This is a genomic window from Saccharothrix australiensis (genome assembly GCF_003634935.1).
In the GTDB taxonomy this organism is placed as follows: domain Bacteria; phylum Actinomycetota; class Actinomycetes; order Mycobacteriales; family Pseudonocardiaceae; genus Actinosynnema; species Actinosynnema australiense.
Window position 1 is genome coordinate 6,497,266 of sequence record NZ_RBXO01000001.1, and the last position, 17,905, is coordinate 6,515,170.

Consider the following 17,905-nt stretch of genomic DNA (forward strand, 5'->3'; position numbering starts at 1 on the left):
TCAGGCGGCGTCGTGGTGGCCATTCCCCGGCAGCGGCACGCGCGGGGCGCGCCGGTGCACCAGCCACCACCACCACGGGTGGCGCGGCGTGCCGTCCTCCCGCTCGACGCGGGCGCGTTCCGCGTCCTCGCGCAGCGCGGCCTGCCGGTAGTCGATCTCCGCCTTCAACGCCTCGGGCGTCCACTCCATGACGACTGCTCCTCGTTCGCTCGCTGACGAGGAGAAGAGTCGTCCTGAGGTGGACGCCCGGACATCGGGTGTTCACGCGCGTCGACGCCGTTGGTCCCCTTACCCGCCGCCGTAAGGGGTGGCAGACGGCGGGTAAGGGATGCCTCAGGCGGGCCTCAGCAGGGCCCCAGGTCCTTCCACACGCCCCACTCGCCGGTGGTGCCCGGCTCGTCACCCTGGGTCCACCACTTGGCCTGCCACTTGTTGCCCTTGTGGGAGACCTGGTTGCCGCCGTTGTAGACCTTGGCGGCCTCCCAGGCGGCCACCGAGCACGACGGGGCGCTCGTGGTGGTCGTGGTCGTGGAGGTCGACGTGCTGGTGGAGGTCGACGTCGAGGTGGTGGTCGGGTTCGGGCCGCCGGTGCCGCGCGGGTGGTCCGAGGCGATCGCGTAGGACTTGCCGCCGAAGGTGATCTTGAAGTTCGACGGCGACGCGATCGGCAGCTGGTAGCTCAGCGCGACGTCGACCGACGCGCCGGGCGCGAGCGACTGCCACGACGGCAGGGTCAGCTCGACGTGCTGGAAGTCGCCCTTGAGCCCGCCGACGTTGCTGCCGCTGTGCCCCTTGGCGGTGACCCGCAGGCCGAAGCCGGACTGGTCGGACATGGTGCCGGGCGCACTGGTCCCGTAGTCGAACTCGATCTTCGTGCCGCCCGGCAGGGTGGCCGTCGAGCTGTTGGTGATCCTCAGCTTCGGGTTGATCGGGTAGTTGTTGTCGCCCAGCGCGAACCCGGACACCGTGGCGGACACGTTGAGCACCTCGGTCGGCGGCGTGCCGGGCGCCTTCCGGTTGCCGTACGGCGCGGCGCCGCGCAGGCCGTCGTTGAGCTTGGTGAGCAGGGTGTCACCGATGGTGTACTGGTTCTTGGCGGTGTCGAAGCGGTAGTCGCCCGCCAGCTCCCAGATCATCACGCCGCCGATGCCCTTGTCCGCCACGTACTTCGCCTTGGTGGCGATGGACTGCTCGTCCTCGGTGGACAGGTACACCTTCTTGTCGGCGTTCCACAGCCACGGCGTGGCCATCGTGTTGTCGTAGTGGCGGGTGTAGGAGCCGGAGATCCGGTCGGTCGGGTCGTTCTTCGGGTCCAGGCCGTACTTCTCCAGGTAGTCCGGCGTGATCTCGTTCTCCAGGTTCTTGGCGTGCCACATGGGGTTCGCGCCCGCCGGGGACTCCGCGCCGGTCTTGTCCAGGTCGTGCCACAGGTTGTCGATGCCGATCGCGCCGTTGCCGCACGGCGTGGTGGACCCGACGGTGCCGCCGGTGCCGGGCGGGCACTTCTTCTGGTCGGGCAGCGCGGCCTTGCCCCACTGGCCGTTCGTGCCGCCGGTGACGCCCTGCCAGCCGCGCGTGTAGAACGGGACGCCGACGTTGATCCGGCCGGCCTGCATCGCGCCGCGGTAGTAGTGGTACGCCCAGTCGGTGTTCAGGTAGCCCATGCCGTCGTAGGCGCCGTAGACGCCGCCGGCCTGGAGTTCGCCGTCCTTGCCGTCGTCGTACAGCGCGGCGTTGGGGCCGACGAAGTGGTTCCACGCGCCGTGCAGGTCGTAGGACATGATGTTGAGGTAGTCCAGGTACCGGGTGACCTGGTACGCCTCCTGGCCACGCAGCAGCCAGCCCGACGCGGGCACGGCGGCCGTCAGCAGGTAGTGCTTGCCGTCGGCGGCCGACGCGCGGTCCAGCTTCTCCCGCAGCGTCTTCATGATCTTCTCGTAGCCGGCCCACAGGGTGCCGCGGTTGGCGTCGGAGATCCAGTAGTCGTCCGGGTTCCCGGCGTACTTGTTGGAGGTCGCGTACTCGTAGTCGATGTCGACGCCGTTGAACCCGTAGGTGCGGATGAACTCCACGGCGGAGTCGGCGAACGTGTCGATCGACGCCTGCGACTGGCCCATCTTGTAGAAGCCGCCCGACGCGTTGCGGGTGCCGTCGGGGTTGAGGAAGCCGCCGGTCTCGGCCCAGCCGCCGACGGACACCAGCGTCTTCACGTTCGGGTACTGCTTCTTGTACTTGTTGAGCAGGTTGAAGTGCCCCTTGTAGGGCAGGCTCGGGTCGAGCTCGACGCCCGGCCAGGTCATGCCGGTGGCGGCGTTGTCCGGCCCGTCGGGGCCGACCGACACCTTGTTCGCCGTGTTGACGTGGGCGAACGCGTAGTTCAGGTGCGTGACCTTCTGCCACGGGATGTCGGAGGCGAGGTAGGAGGGCGCGCCGTTCTTGCCGGTGCGCCAGCTGGTGAAGTAGCCGATCACCCGCCGGGAGTGGTCGGGGCCCATCGTCTCCCGGCCGTCGGCGTCGTAGACCGAGCAGTAGGGGACGGCGACGCCGGGGGTCTGGTAGAGGCCGTCCGGGCGGCACTCCTCCCCCGCGGCGGCGCTGGACGTGGACGGTGACGCGACAGCGATGACGAGTCCGGCCGCCGTGGCGAGCAACGCCGTGAGCGGCAACAGCTTTCTGTGCACTAGCCGTACCTCCTGCACCAGGCGGCGGCCTCGTCGCAGAGTGGAGCGAACGCAACGTAAATAGGTCCAGACCTTTATGTCAATAGGTCCAGACCACTTCACCGATCAGGGCGTTCGCGAGAGCGCTCCCACCGCCGTCGCCGCGCCCCGCCGCACCGCGCGCGGCGTCCGGTCAGCCCACCGGCGAGGAGGCCGATCGCACGCGCGCCAACCGCGCGCGCACCTCGTCCGCCTCCGGCGCGTTCAGCTCCGTGAACAACGCGAGGGCCCGCTGCCAGTGCGCCAGCGCGCCCGCCATGCCCTGCCGGTCGAACACCGTCGCCAGCCGGTCGTGCGCCAACGCCTGGTGGTACGGGCTCATCGCCGCGGACGCCACCGACAGCGCGGTCCGCGCCGACGCCACCGCGGCGGACAGCTCACCGGACTCCAGCAGCACCAGCGCCAGGTCCGTATGGCAGGTCGACTCGCCGCACTGCTCGCCCACCTCCCGGTAGATGCGCACCGCCGCGCGCAGCCACGTCTTGGCGTCCTCGTAGCGCCGCATCGCCAGGTACAGCGGGCCCAGGTTGTGGTGCGCCGCCGCCTCCGCCCACCGCGACCCGGCGGCGCGGCTGGCCTCCAGCGCCTCCCGGTAGAACGTCTCGGCCTCCTCCATCCGCCCCAGCGTCTGGAGCATGTCGGCGACCGTCGTCAGCGCGCGGGCCTGCGCGTGCACGTCGCCGCTGGACCGCGCCACCTCCAACGCCTCGCGCAGCCGCGCCAGCGCCTCGTCCGACCGCTGGAACTGCAGCAGCGCCACCCCGAGGTTGAACAGCGTGACGAACCGCGCCTCCGGGTCGCCCAGCGAGGTCGCCGCGCGCATCGCGGCCTCCGTGGTGCGCAGCCACGTCGAGCGGTCCGTCCGCAGCCAGAAGAACCGCGACAGCGTGTACGGCAGCTGCCAGGCGTGCACCAGCCAGGCCCGTTCCGCGCCCTCGCCCGCCAGCTCCGCCGCCGCGATCAGGTTCGCCTGCTCGGCGTCCAGCCACGCCGTCGCGTCGCCCGCGCCGGTCAGCCGGGGCACCTCCGCCGGCACCAGCTCCGGCGCGACCCGCACGCTGCCGCGGCCGACCGGCAGCAGCCCGTCGGCCAGGTCGGCGCAGTGCAGGTAGTAGTCCAGCATCCGGCCGGTCGCCTCGTGCCGCCGCTCGGGGGCCAGCTCGGCGGCCAGCGTCCGGGTGTAGACGCGCACCAGGTCGTGCGCCGCGTACCGGCCGGGTTCGTTGACCGACAACAGGTTCGCCGCCGCCAGCGCGTCCAGCGCCCGCTGCGCCTCCGCCACCCGCACGCACGCCATCGCGGCCACCACGTGTGCCGTCACGTCCGGGCCGGGGTGCAGGCCCAGCAGCGCCAGCAGCCGCGCGGGCAGCGGCGACAGCGCGCGCCGCGACGCGTCCAGCGCCGCCCGCACGGTCGAGTCCTCGTCCTCCAGGCCCAGCGCGGCCAGCCTGCCGTGCTCGTCGTCCAGCTCGGCCACCAGCTCCGCGACCCGCAGCGACGGCGACACCGCCAGCCGCGCCGCCGCGATCCGCAGCGCCAGCGGCAACCCGTCGCACAGCACCGCCAGCCGGCGCAGCGGGCCGACCTCGCCCGCGTCGCGCCCGGCGACCCGGCCCAGCACCTCCACCGCCGCGTCGGTGCCGAGCATGTCCAGCTCGACCAGCCGGGCGTCGGCGTGCGCCACCAGGCCCACCAGCCGCCGCCGGGACGTCACCAGCACGCACGAGGGCGGACCGGGCAGCAGCGGCATCAGCTCGGTCGACCCGCGCGCGTTGTCCAGCACCACGACCATCCGCCGGTCCGCGACCAGCGTGCGGAACAGCGCCGAGCGCTCCTCCACGGTCACCGGGATGTCGCCCGACGGCACGCCCAGCGTCCGCAGGAACCGGTTGAGCACCTCCCCCGCGCCCAGCGGCTCCTGGTTCGGGTCGTAGCCGTGCAGGTCGACGTAGAGCTGGCCGTCCGGGAACCCCTCGCGCACACGGTGCGCCCAGTGCAGCGCCAGCGCCGTCTTGCCGACGCCCGCCGGTCCCGTGACGACGAGCACCAGCCCGCCCGCCGGGTACGACGCCAGCAGCCCGTCCAGCCGCGCCACCTCGGCGTCGCGGCCGATGAGGGCGACCGGCGCGCGCGGCAGCTGCGCGGGGATCGTCGGCAGCGCGGGCTCGGCCGCCTGCGCGGGCAGCGCGATCGGCCGCGTCGGCCGCTCCGGCTCGGGGTCCTCGCCCGCCAGCACGGCCTGCTGGAGGCGGCGCAGCTCGGGGCCCGGCTCGACGCCCAGCTCGTCGATCAGCACCCGCCGCGCCGCGCGGTACGCGCCCAGCGCCTCGGCCTGCCGCCCCGCCTGGCACAGGGCGCGCATCAGCAGGCCGTGCCCGCGTTCCCGCAGCGGGTGCTCGGCCACCAGCGCCGTCAGCTCCTGCACCAGCGCCGCGCCGCGCCCGAGCAGCAGCAGCACCTCGGCGCGCTCCTCCTGGGCCGCGAGCCGCCGCTCGCCGAGCCTGCCCCGCTCGACCTCCGCGAACAGCCCGGCGACGCCGCCGAGGGGCTCGCCGCGCCACAGCGCCAGCGCCTCGTCCAGCGCGCGGGCCGCGGCCTCCAGGTCGCCCGCCGACCGCAGCCGGCCGGCGGCCACCACCCCGCGCTCGAACGCGTCCAGGTCGACCGCCGCCGGGTCCAGGCGCAGCAGGTAGCCGTCGCCGACGGAGGTCAGCAGCTCGGCGGGCGCGCGGCGGGCGCGGCTGGGCTCCAGGGCCCGGCGCAGGCCGGCCACGTAGGTCTGGACGAGGTTGACGGCGCTGGTGGGCACCGCGTCGCCCCACACCGCCTCGATGATGTGGTCCCGGCTGACCGGGGTGTTGCGGCCCAGCAGCAGCACGGCGAGCACGGCGCGCTGCTTGGCCGCGCCGAGGTCGACCTCCCGGTCGCCGCGCCGCACCCGGAGCAGGCCGAGCACCTCGAACCGCAAGGGCTCCACGCCGTCGTACGCCACCGACCGTTCCTTCACCGCAGGGCTGAGCTGACCCGACCTCACGACGGAGCCTAGGTGATCACTTCAGTGCGGCTCCAGTCGCGCTGTAGCCGCATTCTTACGCTAAGCGTGTCCGGCCGACCACACAGGGCGAACCCGAGTGGGGCAGGTTGGACCAGACAGCGGAACATCCGCTGCTCTCCCTGAACGACGAGGGCAGGCCGGCGTGCAAGGGGCATCCAGCCCGCGGCGGCGGAACGCCGGCCCGCCCTCGTCCCCAGGCTCCCCCGGGGAGCGCCATCCGGTAGGGATGGCTCCCTCCCCCTGCCCTCCCCCCAGTCGAAGGGGCCGTCCCCGGATCCCGAACTCCGGAGGCGGCCCCTTCGGCTGCGCGCGGCCGGGCGGCGTCCCGCGGGCCCGCCCGCGACGGGCGGGAGCCCTCGGCCCCCGCGCCACCGCGGCCGGCCCGCGGGAAGCGGTCAGCCGACCTCTTCCATCTCCTGCGGCGTCGCGGTGGCCGCCGCCTTGCGCCTGCGGCGCAGGAACACCACGACCGCGACCACGACCGCCAGGCCCATCAGCACCCACATCACGCCGTTGAACACGGACTCGATGTACTTGGCCGACGCGCCCGCCGCCGAGCCGATGCCGATGTGCAGCGCCGACCAGCACACCGCGCCCGCGATCGACGCGGGCAGGAACCGCCGGTACTCCAGCTTGGACGCGCCCGCCGACGCGGGCACCAGCGTCCGCACCACGGGCATGAAACGGGCGAAGAACACCGCCCACGCGCCCCGGCGGCGCAGCAGCTCGCCGGCCTTGTCCCAGTGCTCCTGCCCGAGCTTGCGGACGACCTTGCTGTCCCGCAGCCGGTCGCCGAACCGGCGGCCCAGGTAGTACCCGATGCTGTCGCCGGCCACCGCGCACACCGACACGACCAGCCACATGACGAGGAACCTCGGCACGCTGGTCACGGTCGTCGCCGCGAGCAGCAGCGCGCTCTCCCCCGGCGCGATGAAGCCCACGCCGAGCGTGCACTCCGCCAGCGTCAGCGCGCCGGTCACCGCCAGCACCGCGGGCTGCGGCAGCCCGGCCAGCCCCTCCAGCGCGTCGGTCAGGAAAGCCATCTCTCGTCCCCCAGGTGACGATCAGGACCGCGCCCGGTGGGCCGGCCGGTGTCCGACCGCGTGAACCGGTCGCTGTCGAGCGGTGGGCCGCCGGCCCGGAGCCGGGCGCCACCGCGGTCGTGCGGGATCGTGCCACCACGCCCGGCGCACCCGGCGCACAGGCTACGGCCGGCGGGGTGCGGCGGACCCGACGCGGGGTCGACACCCGGTCACCGCCGGGTGTCGCGCGGGTGAACACCCCGGACGCCGGCGGGGCGCGCCCGAGGTGCCGGGCCGTCCCCGGCACGCGTGCCGCGGGCGGTCGGGCGGTCCGGGCCGGACGGGACCGGCGGACGACACCGCCGAGCAGCGCGCGACCCGGACCACCGACACCACCCCCTCCGGCGACGAGTCCACCGGAACGAGGGTGGTCCGCGCATCAAACCCGGGTCTGGTCGCCGATCAGACCTTGGTCGTACCCGACCCCGGCGGAAGTCAGGGGCCACCCCTGGCTCCGCCGGCCCCGACCCGACCCGCCCCGCCGACCCGCTGCCTGGTTCGCCCCGCCAGCCCTGCCGGCTCTCCCCACCTGGTTCGCCCGGCCCGATCGCCCGGCCCGACTTCCCGTGCCCGACTCGCCTTGCCTTGCCTTGCCCTGCCCGGTCCGCTCGGCCCGCTCGCCCCGCTCGACCACCCCCGGGCGACCACCCCGGCCGATGGGGTCCGCCGGCCCCGCCACCGCGCCGGGCTCAGCGCCCGTCGTACCGACCGCCCTTGGCGCCACCGACGAAGCGCGACCACTGCGCCGCGCCGAAGCTCAGCGCACCACCGGCGCGGTCCTTCGAGTCCCGCACGGCCGCGCCGACGTCCGCCAACGCGATCTCCACGCAATCCGACCCGGACGCGGACGAACGCCCGCTCCTGCGCCACCGCCGCCGCACGGCCGCCTCACCCACGGTCGGCGAGCAGCCCGCGCGCGACCCGCGCCACCAGCGCCGCCGACGCCGAGGGGTCCAGCGACGCCGCCGCGAGCCGCGCGAACAGGTCCGCGTACCGGGCGACTTCGGCGGGCTGCTCCAGGTAGACCTCGCCGCGCGTGCCCTCCAGGTACACCAGGTCGGGATCGGACTTCTCCGGGAAGGCCAGGATCACGAACGGGCCGTCCATCGCCGCGTGGCCGCCCGCCTCGAACGGGATCACCTGGAGGGTGACGTTGTCCAGTTCCGCGACCTCGGCCAGCCGCCGCAGCTGCCCGACCATCGTCGCGGGCCCGCCGACCAGCCGCCGCAGCGCGGCCTCGTCGATCACCGCGTGCAGGGCGAGCGGCTCGTCCTCGACCAGCAGCGCCTGCCGCGCCCGGCGCAGCTCCACCCGCCGGTCGACCTCGCCGGGCGGCGCGTCCGGCAGCACGTCGGCGATCAGCGCCCTGGTGTAGCCCTCGGTCTGGAGCAGTCCGGGGATCATCAGGCCCTGGTAGGTGCGCGCCGCCTCGGCGTCGGCCTCGAACCCGATGTACCGGCCGGGCGCGACGTCGCCGAACGCGTCCCACCACGCCTTGCGCCTGGCCTCGCGGGCGAGCCGGACGAGTTCGTCGAGCGTGGCCCGGTCCGCGCCGTACGCGGCGAGCATGTCCCGCACGTCGCGCGGCGTGACGCCGACCCGCCCGGTCTCGATGCGGCTGATCTTCGACGCCGAGCACTCCAGCCGCTCGCCGACGTCCTCGATGGTGAGCGCGGCCGCCTCGCGCAGCCTGCGCAACTCCCCGACGAGCCGCCGCCTGAGCAGGGTCGGGCTGCCACCGCGTGGCATCGGCACACCTCCTCCTGGTCGCGTGGACGAGTCTGTTCGCCCACGTGCGTGGAGCAAAGGGCTGTCATCCATTCGTGTACTGCAACTTGCAGATCGCCGGTGGACGGTCGCAGGCTGCTGGGGCACACCGCGTCGGACGCGATCGCCGGAGGACGGGGAAGGAGCGCTGAAGGTGTCCGTGACGGTCTTCAGCCAGCTCGACAAGTCGCTGCACGAGCACCTCGACGCGCTGGTGCGGCTGGCCTCCGACGGCGACGACGGCACGGCGGCGGCCCTCGCCCGCTCGGAGCTGCCGCGCGTGGTCGCGGCGGTGAAGGCGCTGCTGGACGAGCACGCGCCGGACGAGCACGGCCGCTGCCCCACCTGCCGGACCAGGCGGTTCAGCCGCCGGCTGCCCGCGCCGTGCCGCGCCTACCTGGGCGCGCAGCTCGCGATGACGGTCGCCGCCGAGGCGCCCGGCAGGCACCACCGGCACGTGCGCAGCGCGGTGTAGCGGCACCCCGGACGAGCGGGCACACCCCGCTCCGCGGCGGGCGACGCGCCTCCCCCCGATGATCGAGCCCCCATCCGCGCCGCCCGACCGCACCCGCGGCGGAATCGACCTCGCACCCCGACCGGGGCCGGTTCCGCCGCGGCCACACCGCCCGACCACCGACGAGCGCCCACCGACGAGCGCCCACCGGCGCCGAGCCGACCGGCACCGGGCCGCGCGCCCGCGGCCGGACCCCGCCGGCTCACCGACCGGCGAACGCGAAGAACCGGCGGGCCGCCAACGCACCGCACCCCGCCCCGATCACCGCGGCGGCCACGTGCCCGACCGCGTCGAACTCGGGCACCGCGCCGAACCACTCGGCGACCAGCAGCGGGTAGCCGACCAGCACCGCCAGCCACGGCCCGCGCAGCACCACCGGCACCAGCACCGTCACCGCGCCGCCCGCCGCGAACGCGACGTGCCCGACGCCCACGTCGACGACCTCGGACAGGTCCACCGGGTACGCGCCCAGCGCGATGACCGCGGTCGCCGCCATCGTCGCGCCCACGTGCCCGGCCAGCGCGACACCGACCGCGCGCCACGGTCCGACCACCCGCTCGAACGCGCCCAGGCACACCGCCAGGCCGAGCAGCGCGACGGCGGTGAACACCACGCCGTCACCGGGGTCCAGCACGAACGCGCTGCCGACCAGGGCGTTCACCGGGTGGTGGGCGAGGTTGCCGGTGTTGGTGCTCAGCGACTCGACGATCTGCGCCGACATCCCGTCGGCGAACACGAACCGCATGAGCAGGGCGAGCCCCGCCACGGCGAGCAGGTAGCCCGCCGTGACGGGGTTGCGCCGGAAGCGGTCACGCACCCGGCCATGATCGGGCCGGTCGGGTCAGGCGTCCACTTGGGACCGGTCACCTGACCAGAGAGTGTGAAAACTGCCGGTCCGGTCGGTGCGCCGGTAGGTGTGCGCGCCGAAGAAGTCGCGCAGCCCCTGCACCAGCGACGCGGGCAGCCGCTCGGAGCGCAGCCCGTCGTAGTACGCCAGCGCGGACACGAACCCCGGCGCGGGCACACCCGCCGCCACGGCCTTGGCCACCACCCGCCGCCACGCCGCCTCGGCGTTCCGCACGGCGTCCCGGAAGTAGTCGTCGACCAGCAGCGACGCCAGTTCGGGCCGCTTGTCGTACGCCTCGCGGATGCGGTCCAGGAACCGGGCCCGGATGATGCAGCCGCCGCGCCAGATGGTCGCCATCGCGCCCAGGTCGAGGTCCCAGCCGTACTCGGCGCTCGCCGCGCGCATCTGGTCGAAGCCCTGCGCGTACGCGACGACCTTCGACGCGTACAGCGCCTGCCGCACGTCCTCCACCAGCGACTCGTCCGGCCGTGCCACCACCTCCGACGCCCCGAACGCCTCCCGCACGGCCGCGCGCTGCTCGACCCGGCCGGACAGCGACCGCGCGAACACCGCCTCCGCGATGCCGGTGACGGGCACGCCCAGCTCCAGCGCCTCCTGCACCGTCCAGCGGCCGGTGCCCTTCTGCTCGGCCTCGTCCGCGATCACGTCGACCAGCGCCGCGCCGCTCTCGGCGTCGGTGTGGCCGAGCACCTCGGCGGTGATCTCCACCAGGTACGACTCCAGGTCGCCGCTGTTCCAGCCCCGGAACACCTCGGCGACCTCCGCGGGCGTCCGGCCGCCGACGCGGCGCAGCAGGTCGTACGCCTCCGCGATGAGCTGCATGTCGGCGTACTCGATGCCGTTGTGCACCATCTTGACGAAGTGCCCCGCGCCGTCCGGGCCGACGTGCACGCAGCACGGGACGTCGTCGACCTTCGCCGCGATGGCCTCCAGGACGGGGCCGACGTGCCGGTAGGACTCGGCGGAGCCGCCGGGCATGATCGACGGGCCGTTGAGCGCGCCCTCCTCGCCGCCGGAGATGCCCGCGCCGACGAAGTGCAGCCCGGCCTCGCGCAGGGCGGCCTCGCGGCGGCGGGTGTCGGCGTAGTGGGCGTTGCCGCCGTCGATCACCATGTCGCCGGGCTCCAGCAGCGGGACCAGCTCGTCGATGACGGCGTCGGTCGGCGCGCCCGCCTTGACCATGACGATGATCTGGCGCGGGGTCTGGAGGCTCGCGACCAGCTCTTCGAGCGTGTCGGCCGGCGCGAAGTCGCCCTCGTGGCCGTGTGCCTCGATCAGGGCCCGCGTGCGGGCGGGTGTGCGGTTGTGGACGGCGACGCGGAAGCCGTGCCGGGCGAGGTTGCGCGCCAGGTTGCTGCCCATGACGGCGAGCCCGGTGACGGCGATCCGCGCGGGTGCCTCGGAGGTGGTCATCCACCCAGCGTGCCCCAGTTCCACGGCCGCGCGCAGTGTGCGCCACCCCTCATCCAGGGCGTGCCCGCGGTGGCCGGCGGGACGCCGCCCGGACCGCGCGCACCGTCGCCGGGCAGGGCCGCACCCGGCCGGGCCGCCGCCACACCGGCCCCACCGACCGCGCCCCACCGGCCACACCGACCGCGCCACACCGACCGCGCCCCACCGATCGCGCCGGGCCGGCCACCGACACCGCCACGCCGGCCCCTGCCGGGGCCGCCGGTCAGGCCGCCAGCACCGACGCCGCCATGCCGATCAGCGCCGCGCCGCAGACGCGCTCGAACACCGGACCCACCCTCGGCCGCGTGAGCAGCCGGGCCAGGCGGCCCGCGGTGGGCACCACGAGCGCCCAGAACAGCGCGAACACCCCCACGGTCACCGCCGACAGCAGCGCCGCCTGCGGCAGCGGCGGCGCGTGCGGGTCCATCGCCTGCGGGATCAGGCTCAGGAACGTCAGCATCACCTTGGGGTTGAGCAGGTCGCAGAGCATCCCGCGCAGGAACACCGACTTCTCCGACGGCGGCGCGGGCGCGACGGCGGTCTTGCGGGCGCGCAACGTCATGACGCCCAGGTACAGCAGGTAGGCCGCCCCGATCGCCTTCACCGCCCACAGGGCCGCCGGGGCGGCCGCGACCAGGGCCGACAGCCCGAGCGTGGCGAGCACGGCGTGCACCAGCAGGCCGCTCATCACACCGAGGGCGGTCAGCGCGCCCAGCCGCACGCCGCGCACGGCGTTACCGGTGACCAGGACGAAGTCGGGGCCGGGGACGATGGTGATCACCACCAGCGCCAGCAGGAAGGAGGTCCAGGCGATGTGCACGGCCGAATGGTCGGTCGGACGTTCGGCCCAACACCAGCGTCCCGATAGGATGTTCGGTTGTGGAGGAAGCAGCCGAACTGGATTCGGTCGACTGGCGGATTCTGGAGGAGTTGCAGAACGACGCCACCCTGCCGAACCGGACCCTGGCCGACCGGGTGGGGCTCGCCCCGTCGACCTGCCTGCACCGGGTGCGGCGACTGCGTGAGCTGGGGGTGATCACCGGGTTCCACGCCGTGGTCGACCCCCGGCTGACGGGCCTGCCGCTGGAGGCGGTCGTGTCGGTGAACGTCCGACCGCACACCCGGCCGGTGGTGGCGGCGTTCCGGGCGTTCCTGATGGCCCAGCCCGAGACCAGGTCGCTGTTCCACGTGAGCGGCCAGGCCGACTTCCTCGTGCACATCGCGGTGGCCGACAGCACGCACCTCCAGTCGTTCCTGATGGACAAGATCGCCTCGCGGACCGAGGTGCGGAACCTGACCAGCTCGGTCGTCCTGGAACGGGTCGAGACGCGGGCCCTGACCCCGCCCGAAGGGCGCAGGCCCACGCACCGCAGGCGGCGGGTGCCGTAGCGCGCCGCGCCCGGTTACCGTGCGGGACATGCAGCCTGACGAGTTCCGCCGGATCGGCCACGAGGTGATCGACTGGATCGCCGACTACCGCGAACGCCTCGCCGACCTGCCCGTGCGGTCCCGCGTCGAGCCCGGCTGGGTGCGGTCGCGGCTCGCGCCGCTGCCCGAGCGCGGCGAGGGGTTCGACGGCCTGCTCGCCGACCTGGACCGGGTCGTCGTGCCGGGCACCACGCACTGGCAGCACCCCGGCTTCTACGCGTACTTCCCGTCCAACGCCTCGCTGCCGTCCGTGCTGGGCGACCTCCTGTCGTCGGGCCTCGGCGTGCAGGGGATGCTGTGGTCGACCTCGCCCGCGTGCACGGAGGTCGAGCAGCACCTGCTGGACGAGCTGGTCGGCGCGATGGGGCTGCCCGAGTCGTTCCGGGGCGGCGGCGTCATCCAGGACACGGCGTCGAGCGCGGCCCTGGTCGCGGTGCTCGCGGCGCTGCACCGGAAGTCCGACAAGTGGCGTCAGTCCGGTGTGGACGGTGGCGAGACGGTCTACGTGTCGTCGCAGACGCACTCGTCGGTCGAGCGGGCCGCGCGGATGGCCGGCCTTGGCGCGGAGTCGGTGCGCGCCATCGCGGTCTCGCCCGGCGACCAGTCGATGGACGCGGCCGAGCTGGCCGGGCAGGTCCAGTCCGATGTGGACAACGGCCGGACGCCGGTGCTGGTGTGCGCGACCGTCGGCACGACCGGGACCGGCGCGGTCGACCCGATCCGGGCCGTCGCGGAGGTCTGCGCGCGGCACGGGATCTGGCTGCACGTGGACGCGGCGTGGGCCGGCCCGGCGGCGCTGTGCCCGGAGCACCGGCACCTGTTCGACGGGCTGGAGCTGGCGGACTCGTTCTGCGCCAACGCCCACAAGTGGATGCTGACGGCGTTCGACCTGTCCCTGTTCTGGACCGCGCACCCGGACGTGCTGGTGGACGCGCTGACGATCCTGCCCGAGTACCTGCGCAACAGCGCGACCGAGTCCGGGGCGGTCGTGGACTACCGGGACTGGCAGATCCCGCTGGGCCGCCGGTTCCGGGCGCTGAAGCTGTGGTCGGTGCTGCGCTGGTACGGCCTGGAGGGCATCCGGGCGCACCTGCGGGGGCACGTGGAGCTGGCCGGGCTGCTGGAGTCGTGGGTGGCGGCGGACGAGCGGTGGGACCTCGTCGCGCCGCGCTCGCTGTCCCTGGTGACCATCGCGCACCGGGACGGCGACGCCGCCACCCGGCGTGCGCTGGACGCCGTCAACGCCGAGGGGACCGCGTTCCTGACGCACACGGTCGTCAACGGCCGCCTGGCGATCCGGGTCGCCATCGGGGCGGAGGCGACGCGGGAGCACCACGTGCGCGCGATGTGGGACGCGCTGCGGGCGGCGGGCGAGCGGGACGGCGAAGCGACCCGGCCGGGCGGCGCGGCGGTCTGAGCGGGACGGCGCGGCGGTCCAAGCGGGACGGTCGGGCGGCGCGGCGGCCTAGCGGGTCAGCAGGGCCGGGAGGTCGAGCACGACCGGGAAGGGGCTGGGCAACTCGACCTTCCCGGTACCGCCCGCCACGTGCTCGTAGTCCCCGTCCACCAGGGTGAACGCGGTCAGCGTGACCGGGTCGTCCAGGTCGAGCAGCCAGTAGTGCGGGATGCCCGCGTCGGCGTACTCGAAGAGCTTGGTGACGCGATCCGTCCGACCGGTCCCCGGCGACACGATCTCGACCGCCACCAGGATGTCCTCCGCGTCGTACCGCGTCGGGTACTCCCGCGCGCGTCCGGTCGGCACGACCACCATGTCCGGTGCACGCACCGTGATCGGCGGCACCGGGTCGACCAGGACCTCGACGCCGGGCACCGCGACCACGTCGACCGGCAGCCGGTCATCGAGCAGGGTGCCCAGGCGCATCATCGCGACCTGGTGCTTCGGCGTCGGTTTGGGCGCCGCCACCAGCACGCCCTCGACCAGTTCCACGTGGTGCGACTCGATCTCGGGGAGCGCGTCCCACTCCTCCAGCGCAAGCAGGTGGTCGGGCCAGGACAGACCGCCCACCGTCCCGCCTTCCCTCGACGCGCCGCCGACGACCGCACAGCGTAGCCGGGTCACGACACGACGCGGAGCAGGCCCTCCTGCACCACGGTCGCCACCAGGCGGCCGTCCTGCGCGTAGAACCGGCCCGTCGCCAGGCCGCGCGCCCCCGACGCCGACGGCGACTCGCAGTCGTACAGGAACCACTCGTCGGCCCGGAACCGCCGGTGGAACCACATCGCGTGGTCCAGGCTCGCGCCCAGCACCTTGTCCGTGCCCCAGTACACGCCGTGCCGCACGAGCACCGAGTCGAGCAGCGTCATGTCCGACGCGTACGCCAGCACGCACACGTGCAGCATGTCGTCGTCGGGCAGCTTGCCGTCCGCCCGCATCCACACCTGGCTGCGCGCCTCGCCCGGACCGTCCTCCCGCGCCCGCCACGGCGGCCGGGTCACGTACCGGATGTCGATCGGCCGCGGCAGCCGCGCCATCCCGACCTTCTCCAGGTACCCGGTGGCCGCCTCGGCGTAGGTCGGCAGCGAGTCCGGCGCGGGCACCGACGGCATGGGCTCGAAGTGCTCCATGCCCGGCTCGTCCAGCTGGAACGACGCGGACAGCGTGAAGATGGCCTTGCCGTGCTGCACGGCCACCACGCGCCGGGTCGTGAACGACCGCCCGTCCCGGACGCGGTCCACCTCGTACACGATCGGCACGGTCGGGTCGCCGCCCCGGATGAAGTACGAGTGCAGCGAGTGGACGCGCCGCTCCGGCGGGACGGTCCGGCCTGCGGCCACCAGGGCCTGCCCCGCGACCTGCCCGCCGAACACCCGCACGGGCGACTCGGCGGGCGACACCCCGCGGAAGATGTTCTCCTCGATGCGTTCGAGGTCCAGCAGCGCGACGAGGCGGTCGAGCACCGGCTGCCCGTGCGGCACGCCGTCGGTGTCCAGCGGCAGGTCGGCGTAGCCGGCGGCGGCTGCGGCGCGGGCGGCCTCGGTCACTTCTGTCCCCTATGCGTGGTCGTCCTCACCGAGCCGGTGGACCCGGATGAGGTTGGTGGAGCCGATGGTGCCGGGCGGGGAGCCCGCCACGACGACGACCAGGTCGCCCGGCTGGTACCGGCCGATGTGCAGCATCGACGAGTCCACCTGGCGGACCATCTCGTCCGTCGAGTCCACCTTAGGCACCAGGAACGTCTCGGTGCCCCACGTGAGAGCAAGCTGACTGCGGACGCTCTGCTCCGGCGTGAACGCCAGCAGCGGCAGGTGCGTGTGCAGCCGGGCCAGCCGGCGCACCGTGTCGCCGGACTGGGTGAACGCGACCAGCGCCTTGGCGTTCAGCCGCTCGCCGATGTCGCGCGCCGCGTAGGAGATGACGCCGCGCTTGGTGCGCGGGACGTGCGTGAGCGGCGGGACCTGCGTGGACTCGGTCTCCACCGCCTCGATGATCCGGCCCATCGTCTTGACCGACTCGATGGCGTACCGGCCGACGGACGTCTCGCCGGACAGCATCAGCGCGTCCGCGCCGTCCAGCACGGCGTTGGCGACGTCGGAGGTCTCGGCGCGGGTCGGCCGCGAGTTGGTGATCATGGAGTCGAGCATCTGGGTGGCCACGATCACCGGCTTGGCGTTCTCGCGGGCGATCTGGATCGCGCGCTTCTGCACCAGCGGCACGTGCTCCAGCGGCAGCTCGACGCCCAGGTCGCCGCGGGCGACCATGACGCCGTCGAACGCGAGCACGATCGCTTCCAGGTTGTCGACCGCCTCGGGCTTCTCGATCTTGGCGACGACCGGGCGGCGGCCGTGGCCGACGCGGTCCATCACCTGGTGCACGAGGTCGATGTCGGCGGGCGAGCGCACGAAGGACAGGGCGATGAAGTCGACGCCCAGGTTGAGCGCGAACTCCAGGTCCTCGATGTCCTTCTCGGACAGCGCGGGCACGGACACGTCCATGCCGGGCAGCGAGAGGCCCTTGTTGTTGCTGACCGGGCCGCCCTCGGTGACCTCGCACACCACGTCGGGGCCCTCGATGTCGGTGACGACGAGGCCGACCTTGCCGTCGTCGACCAGCAGCCGGTCGCCGACCTTGGCGTCCTTGGCGAGTTCCTTGTACGTGGTGGACACCCGGTCGTGCGTGCCCTCGACGTCCTCGACGGTCACCCGGACGACGTCGCCGGTGCGCCACTCGACGGGGCCGTGGGCGAACCGGCCGAGGCGGATCTTGGGACCCTGGAGGTCCGCGAGGACGCCCACCGCGCGACCGGTGCGGTCCGACGCCGCGCGCACGAGGTTGTAGACCTGCTTGTGGTCGGCATGGCTGCCGTGGCTGAAGTTCATCCTGGCCACGTCCATGCCGGCCGCCACCAGCTCGTTGACCTTCTCCTCGGTCGCGGTGGCGGGGCCCAGCGTACAGACGATCTTCGCGCGTCGACTCACGTTGGGTCAGCCTAGTCCCCTTCACTGGACCGATCAGGTTGTACCGGGAAGTAATCTGTCCGAACCAGGGAGAATCCGTCTTGTGAGTCGCAGAATCCTTCCATTCGTGACCGCGGTGTCGCTCAGCGTCATCGTGCTGTTCATGCCGCAGTCAGGTGTGCCGGACTCGCCGCCGGGCACCGACAAGGTGGTGCACCTCGTGCTGTTCGCGCTGCTGGCGGCGACCGGCCGCTACGCGCGCCTGCCGCACCGGCCGCTGCTCGCGGGCCTGGTGGCGTACGCGGTCGGGTCCGAGGTGGTGCAGGGGCTCGTCGTGGCCCTCGGGCGCGGCGGTGACGTGGTGGACGGCCTGGTCGACGTGGCGGGGATAGCCCTGGGCTGGCTGGTGGCGCGACTCGCGCTCGACCGGCGACCGGTCTCCTGACGGGCCGGCCCCACCCGCACCGGCCCCATCCGCACCGGACCCCGCCCGCACCGGCCCGCCCCACCACTCCGTCCCCGCCCACCCCTCCACCGCACCGCTCGCACCACGTCGCCGGAACACCGAACCGCTCTGATGTCAGTCACTGACATCAGAAAAAA

16 protein-coding genes are annotated in these 17,905 nt (G+C 73.8%); 4 read left to right on the forward strand and 12 right to left on the reverse strand.

Features of this window, described 5'->3' with window-relative positions; genetic code table 11:
- From C8E97_RS27400 to C8E97_RS27425, 6 genes are all read right to left on the reverse strand, one after another.
- The gene (locus C8E97_RS27400; protein WP_121008289.1) at positions 1 to 189 is read right to left on the reverse strand and encodes a hypothetical protein; all 189 of its coding nucleotides are present in this window, start codon (positions 187 to 189) and stop codon (positions 1 to 3) included.
- A gap of 155 nt (positions 190 to 344) precedes the next feature.
- Entirely contained in the window at positions 345 to 2,681 is a 2,337-nt protein-coding gene (locus tag C8E97_RS27405) for a chitinase C-terminal domain-containing protein (protein ID WP_121008290.1), read from the reverse strand.
- 172 nt (positions 2,682 to 2,853) lie between these two features.
- Entirely contained in the window at positions 2,854 to 5,712 is a 2,859-nt protein-coding gene (locus C8E97_RS27410; protein WP_246019208.1) for an AfsR/SARP family transcriptional regulator, read from the reverse strand.
- 458 nt (positions 5,713 to 6,170) lie between these two features.
- On the reverse strand, positions 6,171 to 6,818 hold the full coding sequence (locus tag C8E97_RS27415) for a DedA family protein (protein ID WP_121008292.1): 648 nt from the start codon (positions 6,816 to 6,818) through the stop codon (positions 6,171 to 6,173).
- A 728-nt stretch (positions 6,819 to 7,546) separates the two neighbouring features.
- Positions 7,547 to 7,753, reverse strand: a complete 207-nt coding sequence (locus C8E97_RS27420) for a DUF397 domain-containing protein (protein WP_425470606.1) — start codon at positions 7,751 to 7,753, stop codon at positions 7,547 to 7,549.
- Positions 7,746 to 8,606: a helix-turn-helix domain-containing protein gene (locus C8E97_RS27425; RefSeq protein WP_121008293.1), complete on the reverse strand. Its 861-nt coding sequence runs from the start codon at positions 8,604 to 8,606 to the stop codon at positions 7,746 to 7,748. Before C8E97_RS27425 ends, C8E97_RS27420 begins: the two co-directional genes overlap by 8 nt.
- A gap of 172 nt (positions 8,607 to 8,778) precedes the next feature.
- Here C8E97_RS27425 and C8E97_RS27430 point away from each other — a divergent pair, with 172 nt between their 5' ends.
- A complete protein-coding gene (locus tag C8E97_RS27430; protein WP_121008294.1) occupies positions 8,779 to 9,099 on the forward strand; it encodes a hypothetical protein in 321 nt (106 codons plus the stop codon).
- 241 nt (positions 9,100 to 9,340) lie between these two features.
- Here C8E97_RS27430 and C8E97_RS27435 read toward each other — a convergent pair whose 3' ends face one another.
- From C8E97_RS27435 to C8E97_RS27445, 3 genes are all read right to left on the reverse strand, one after another.
- Positions 9,341 to 9,955: a rhomboid-like protein gene (locus tag C8E97_RS27435; RefSeq protein WP_121008295.1), complete on the reverse strand. Its 615-nt coding sequence runs from the start codon at positions 9,953 to 9,955 to the stop codon at positions 9,341 to 9,343.
- Between the two features lie 24 nt (positions 9,956 to 9,979).
- A complete protein-coding gene (gene gndA, locus C8E97_RS27440) occupies positions 9,980 to 11,419 on the reverse strand; it encodes an NADP-dependent phosphogluconate dehydrogenase (protein WP_121008296.1) in 1,440 nt (479 codons plus the stop codon).
- A 262-nt stretch (positions 11,420 to 11,681) separates the two neighbouring features.
- Positions 11,682 to 12,278, reverse strand: coding sequence for a LysE family translocator (locus tag C8E97_RS27445; protein ID WP_121008297.1), 597 nt, complete (start codon positions 12,276 to 12,278; stop codon positions 11,682 to 11,684).
- Positions 12,279 to 12,337: 59 nt separating this feature from the next.
- Between C8E97_RS27445 and C8E97_RS27450 the strand changes: the two genes are divergently transcribed.
- Both C8E97_RS27450 and C8E97_RS27455 read left to right on the forward strand, forming a co-directional pair.
- On the forward strand, positions 12,338 to 12,847 hold the full coding sequence (locus tag C8E97_RS27450; RefSeq protein WP_121008298.1) for an Lrp/AsnC family transcriptional regulator: 510 nt from the start codon (positions 12,338 to 12,340) through the stop codon (positions 12,845 to 12,847).
- 28 nt (positions 12,848 to 12,875) lie between these two features.
- On the forward strand, positions 12,876 to 14,303 hold the full coding sequence (locus C8E97_RS27455; RefSeq protein ID WP_121008299.1) for a pyridoxal phosphate-dependent decarboxylase family protein: 1,428 nt from the start codon (positions 12,876 to 12,878) through the stop codon (positions 14,301 to 14,303).
- Between the two features lie 48 nt (positions 14,304 to 14,351).
- Here C8E97_RS27455 and C8E97_RS27460 read toward each other — a convergent pair whose 3' ends face one another.
- From C8E97_RS27460 to pyk, 3 genes are read right to left on the reverse strand one after another with little or no spacing between them, the layout of a single operon-like run.
- Complete coding sequence (locus tag C8E97_RS27460; RefSeq protein ID WP_170212005.1) at positions 14,352 to 14,912, reverse strand: Uma2 family endonuclease; 561 nt, start codon at positions 14,910 to 14,912, stop codon at positions 14,352 to 14,354.
- 50 nt (positions 14,913 to 14,962) lie between these two features.
- Positions 14,963 to 15,889: an acyl-CoA thioesterase II gene (gene tesB, locus C8E97_RS27465; protein ID WP_170212006.1), complete on the reverse strand. Its 927-nt coding sequence runs from the start codon at positions 15,887 to 15,889 to the stop codon at positions 14,963 to 14,965.
- Between the two features lie 9 nt (positions 15,890 to 15,898).
- Positions 15,899 to 17,323: a pyruvate kinase gene (gene pyk / locus C8E97_RS27470; protein ID WP_121008301.1), complete on the reverse strand. Its 1,425-nt coding sequence runs from the start codon at positions 17,321 to 17,323 to the stop codon at positions 15,899 to 15,901.
- A 106-nt stretch (positions 17,324 to 17,429) separates the two neighbouring features.
- Here pyk and C8E97_RS27475 point away from each other — a divergent pair, with 106 nt between their 5' ends.
- Entirely contained in the window at positions 17,430 to 17,747 is a 318-nt protein-coding gene (locus C8E97_RS27475; RefSeq protein WP_246019210.1) for a VanZ family protein, read from the forward strand.
- Positions 17,748 to 17,905 lie beyond the last annotated feature (158 nt).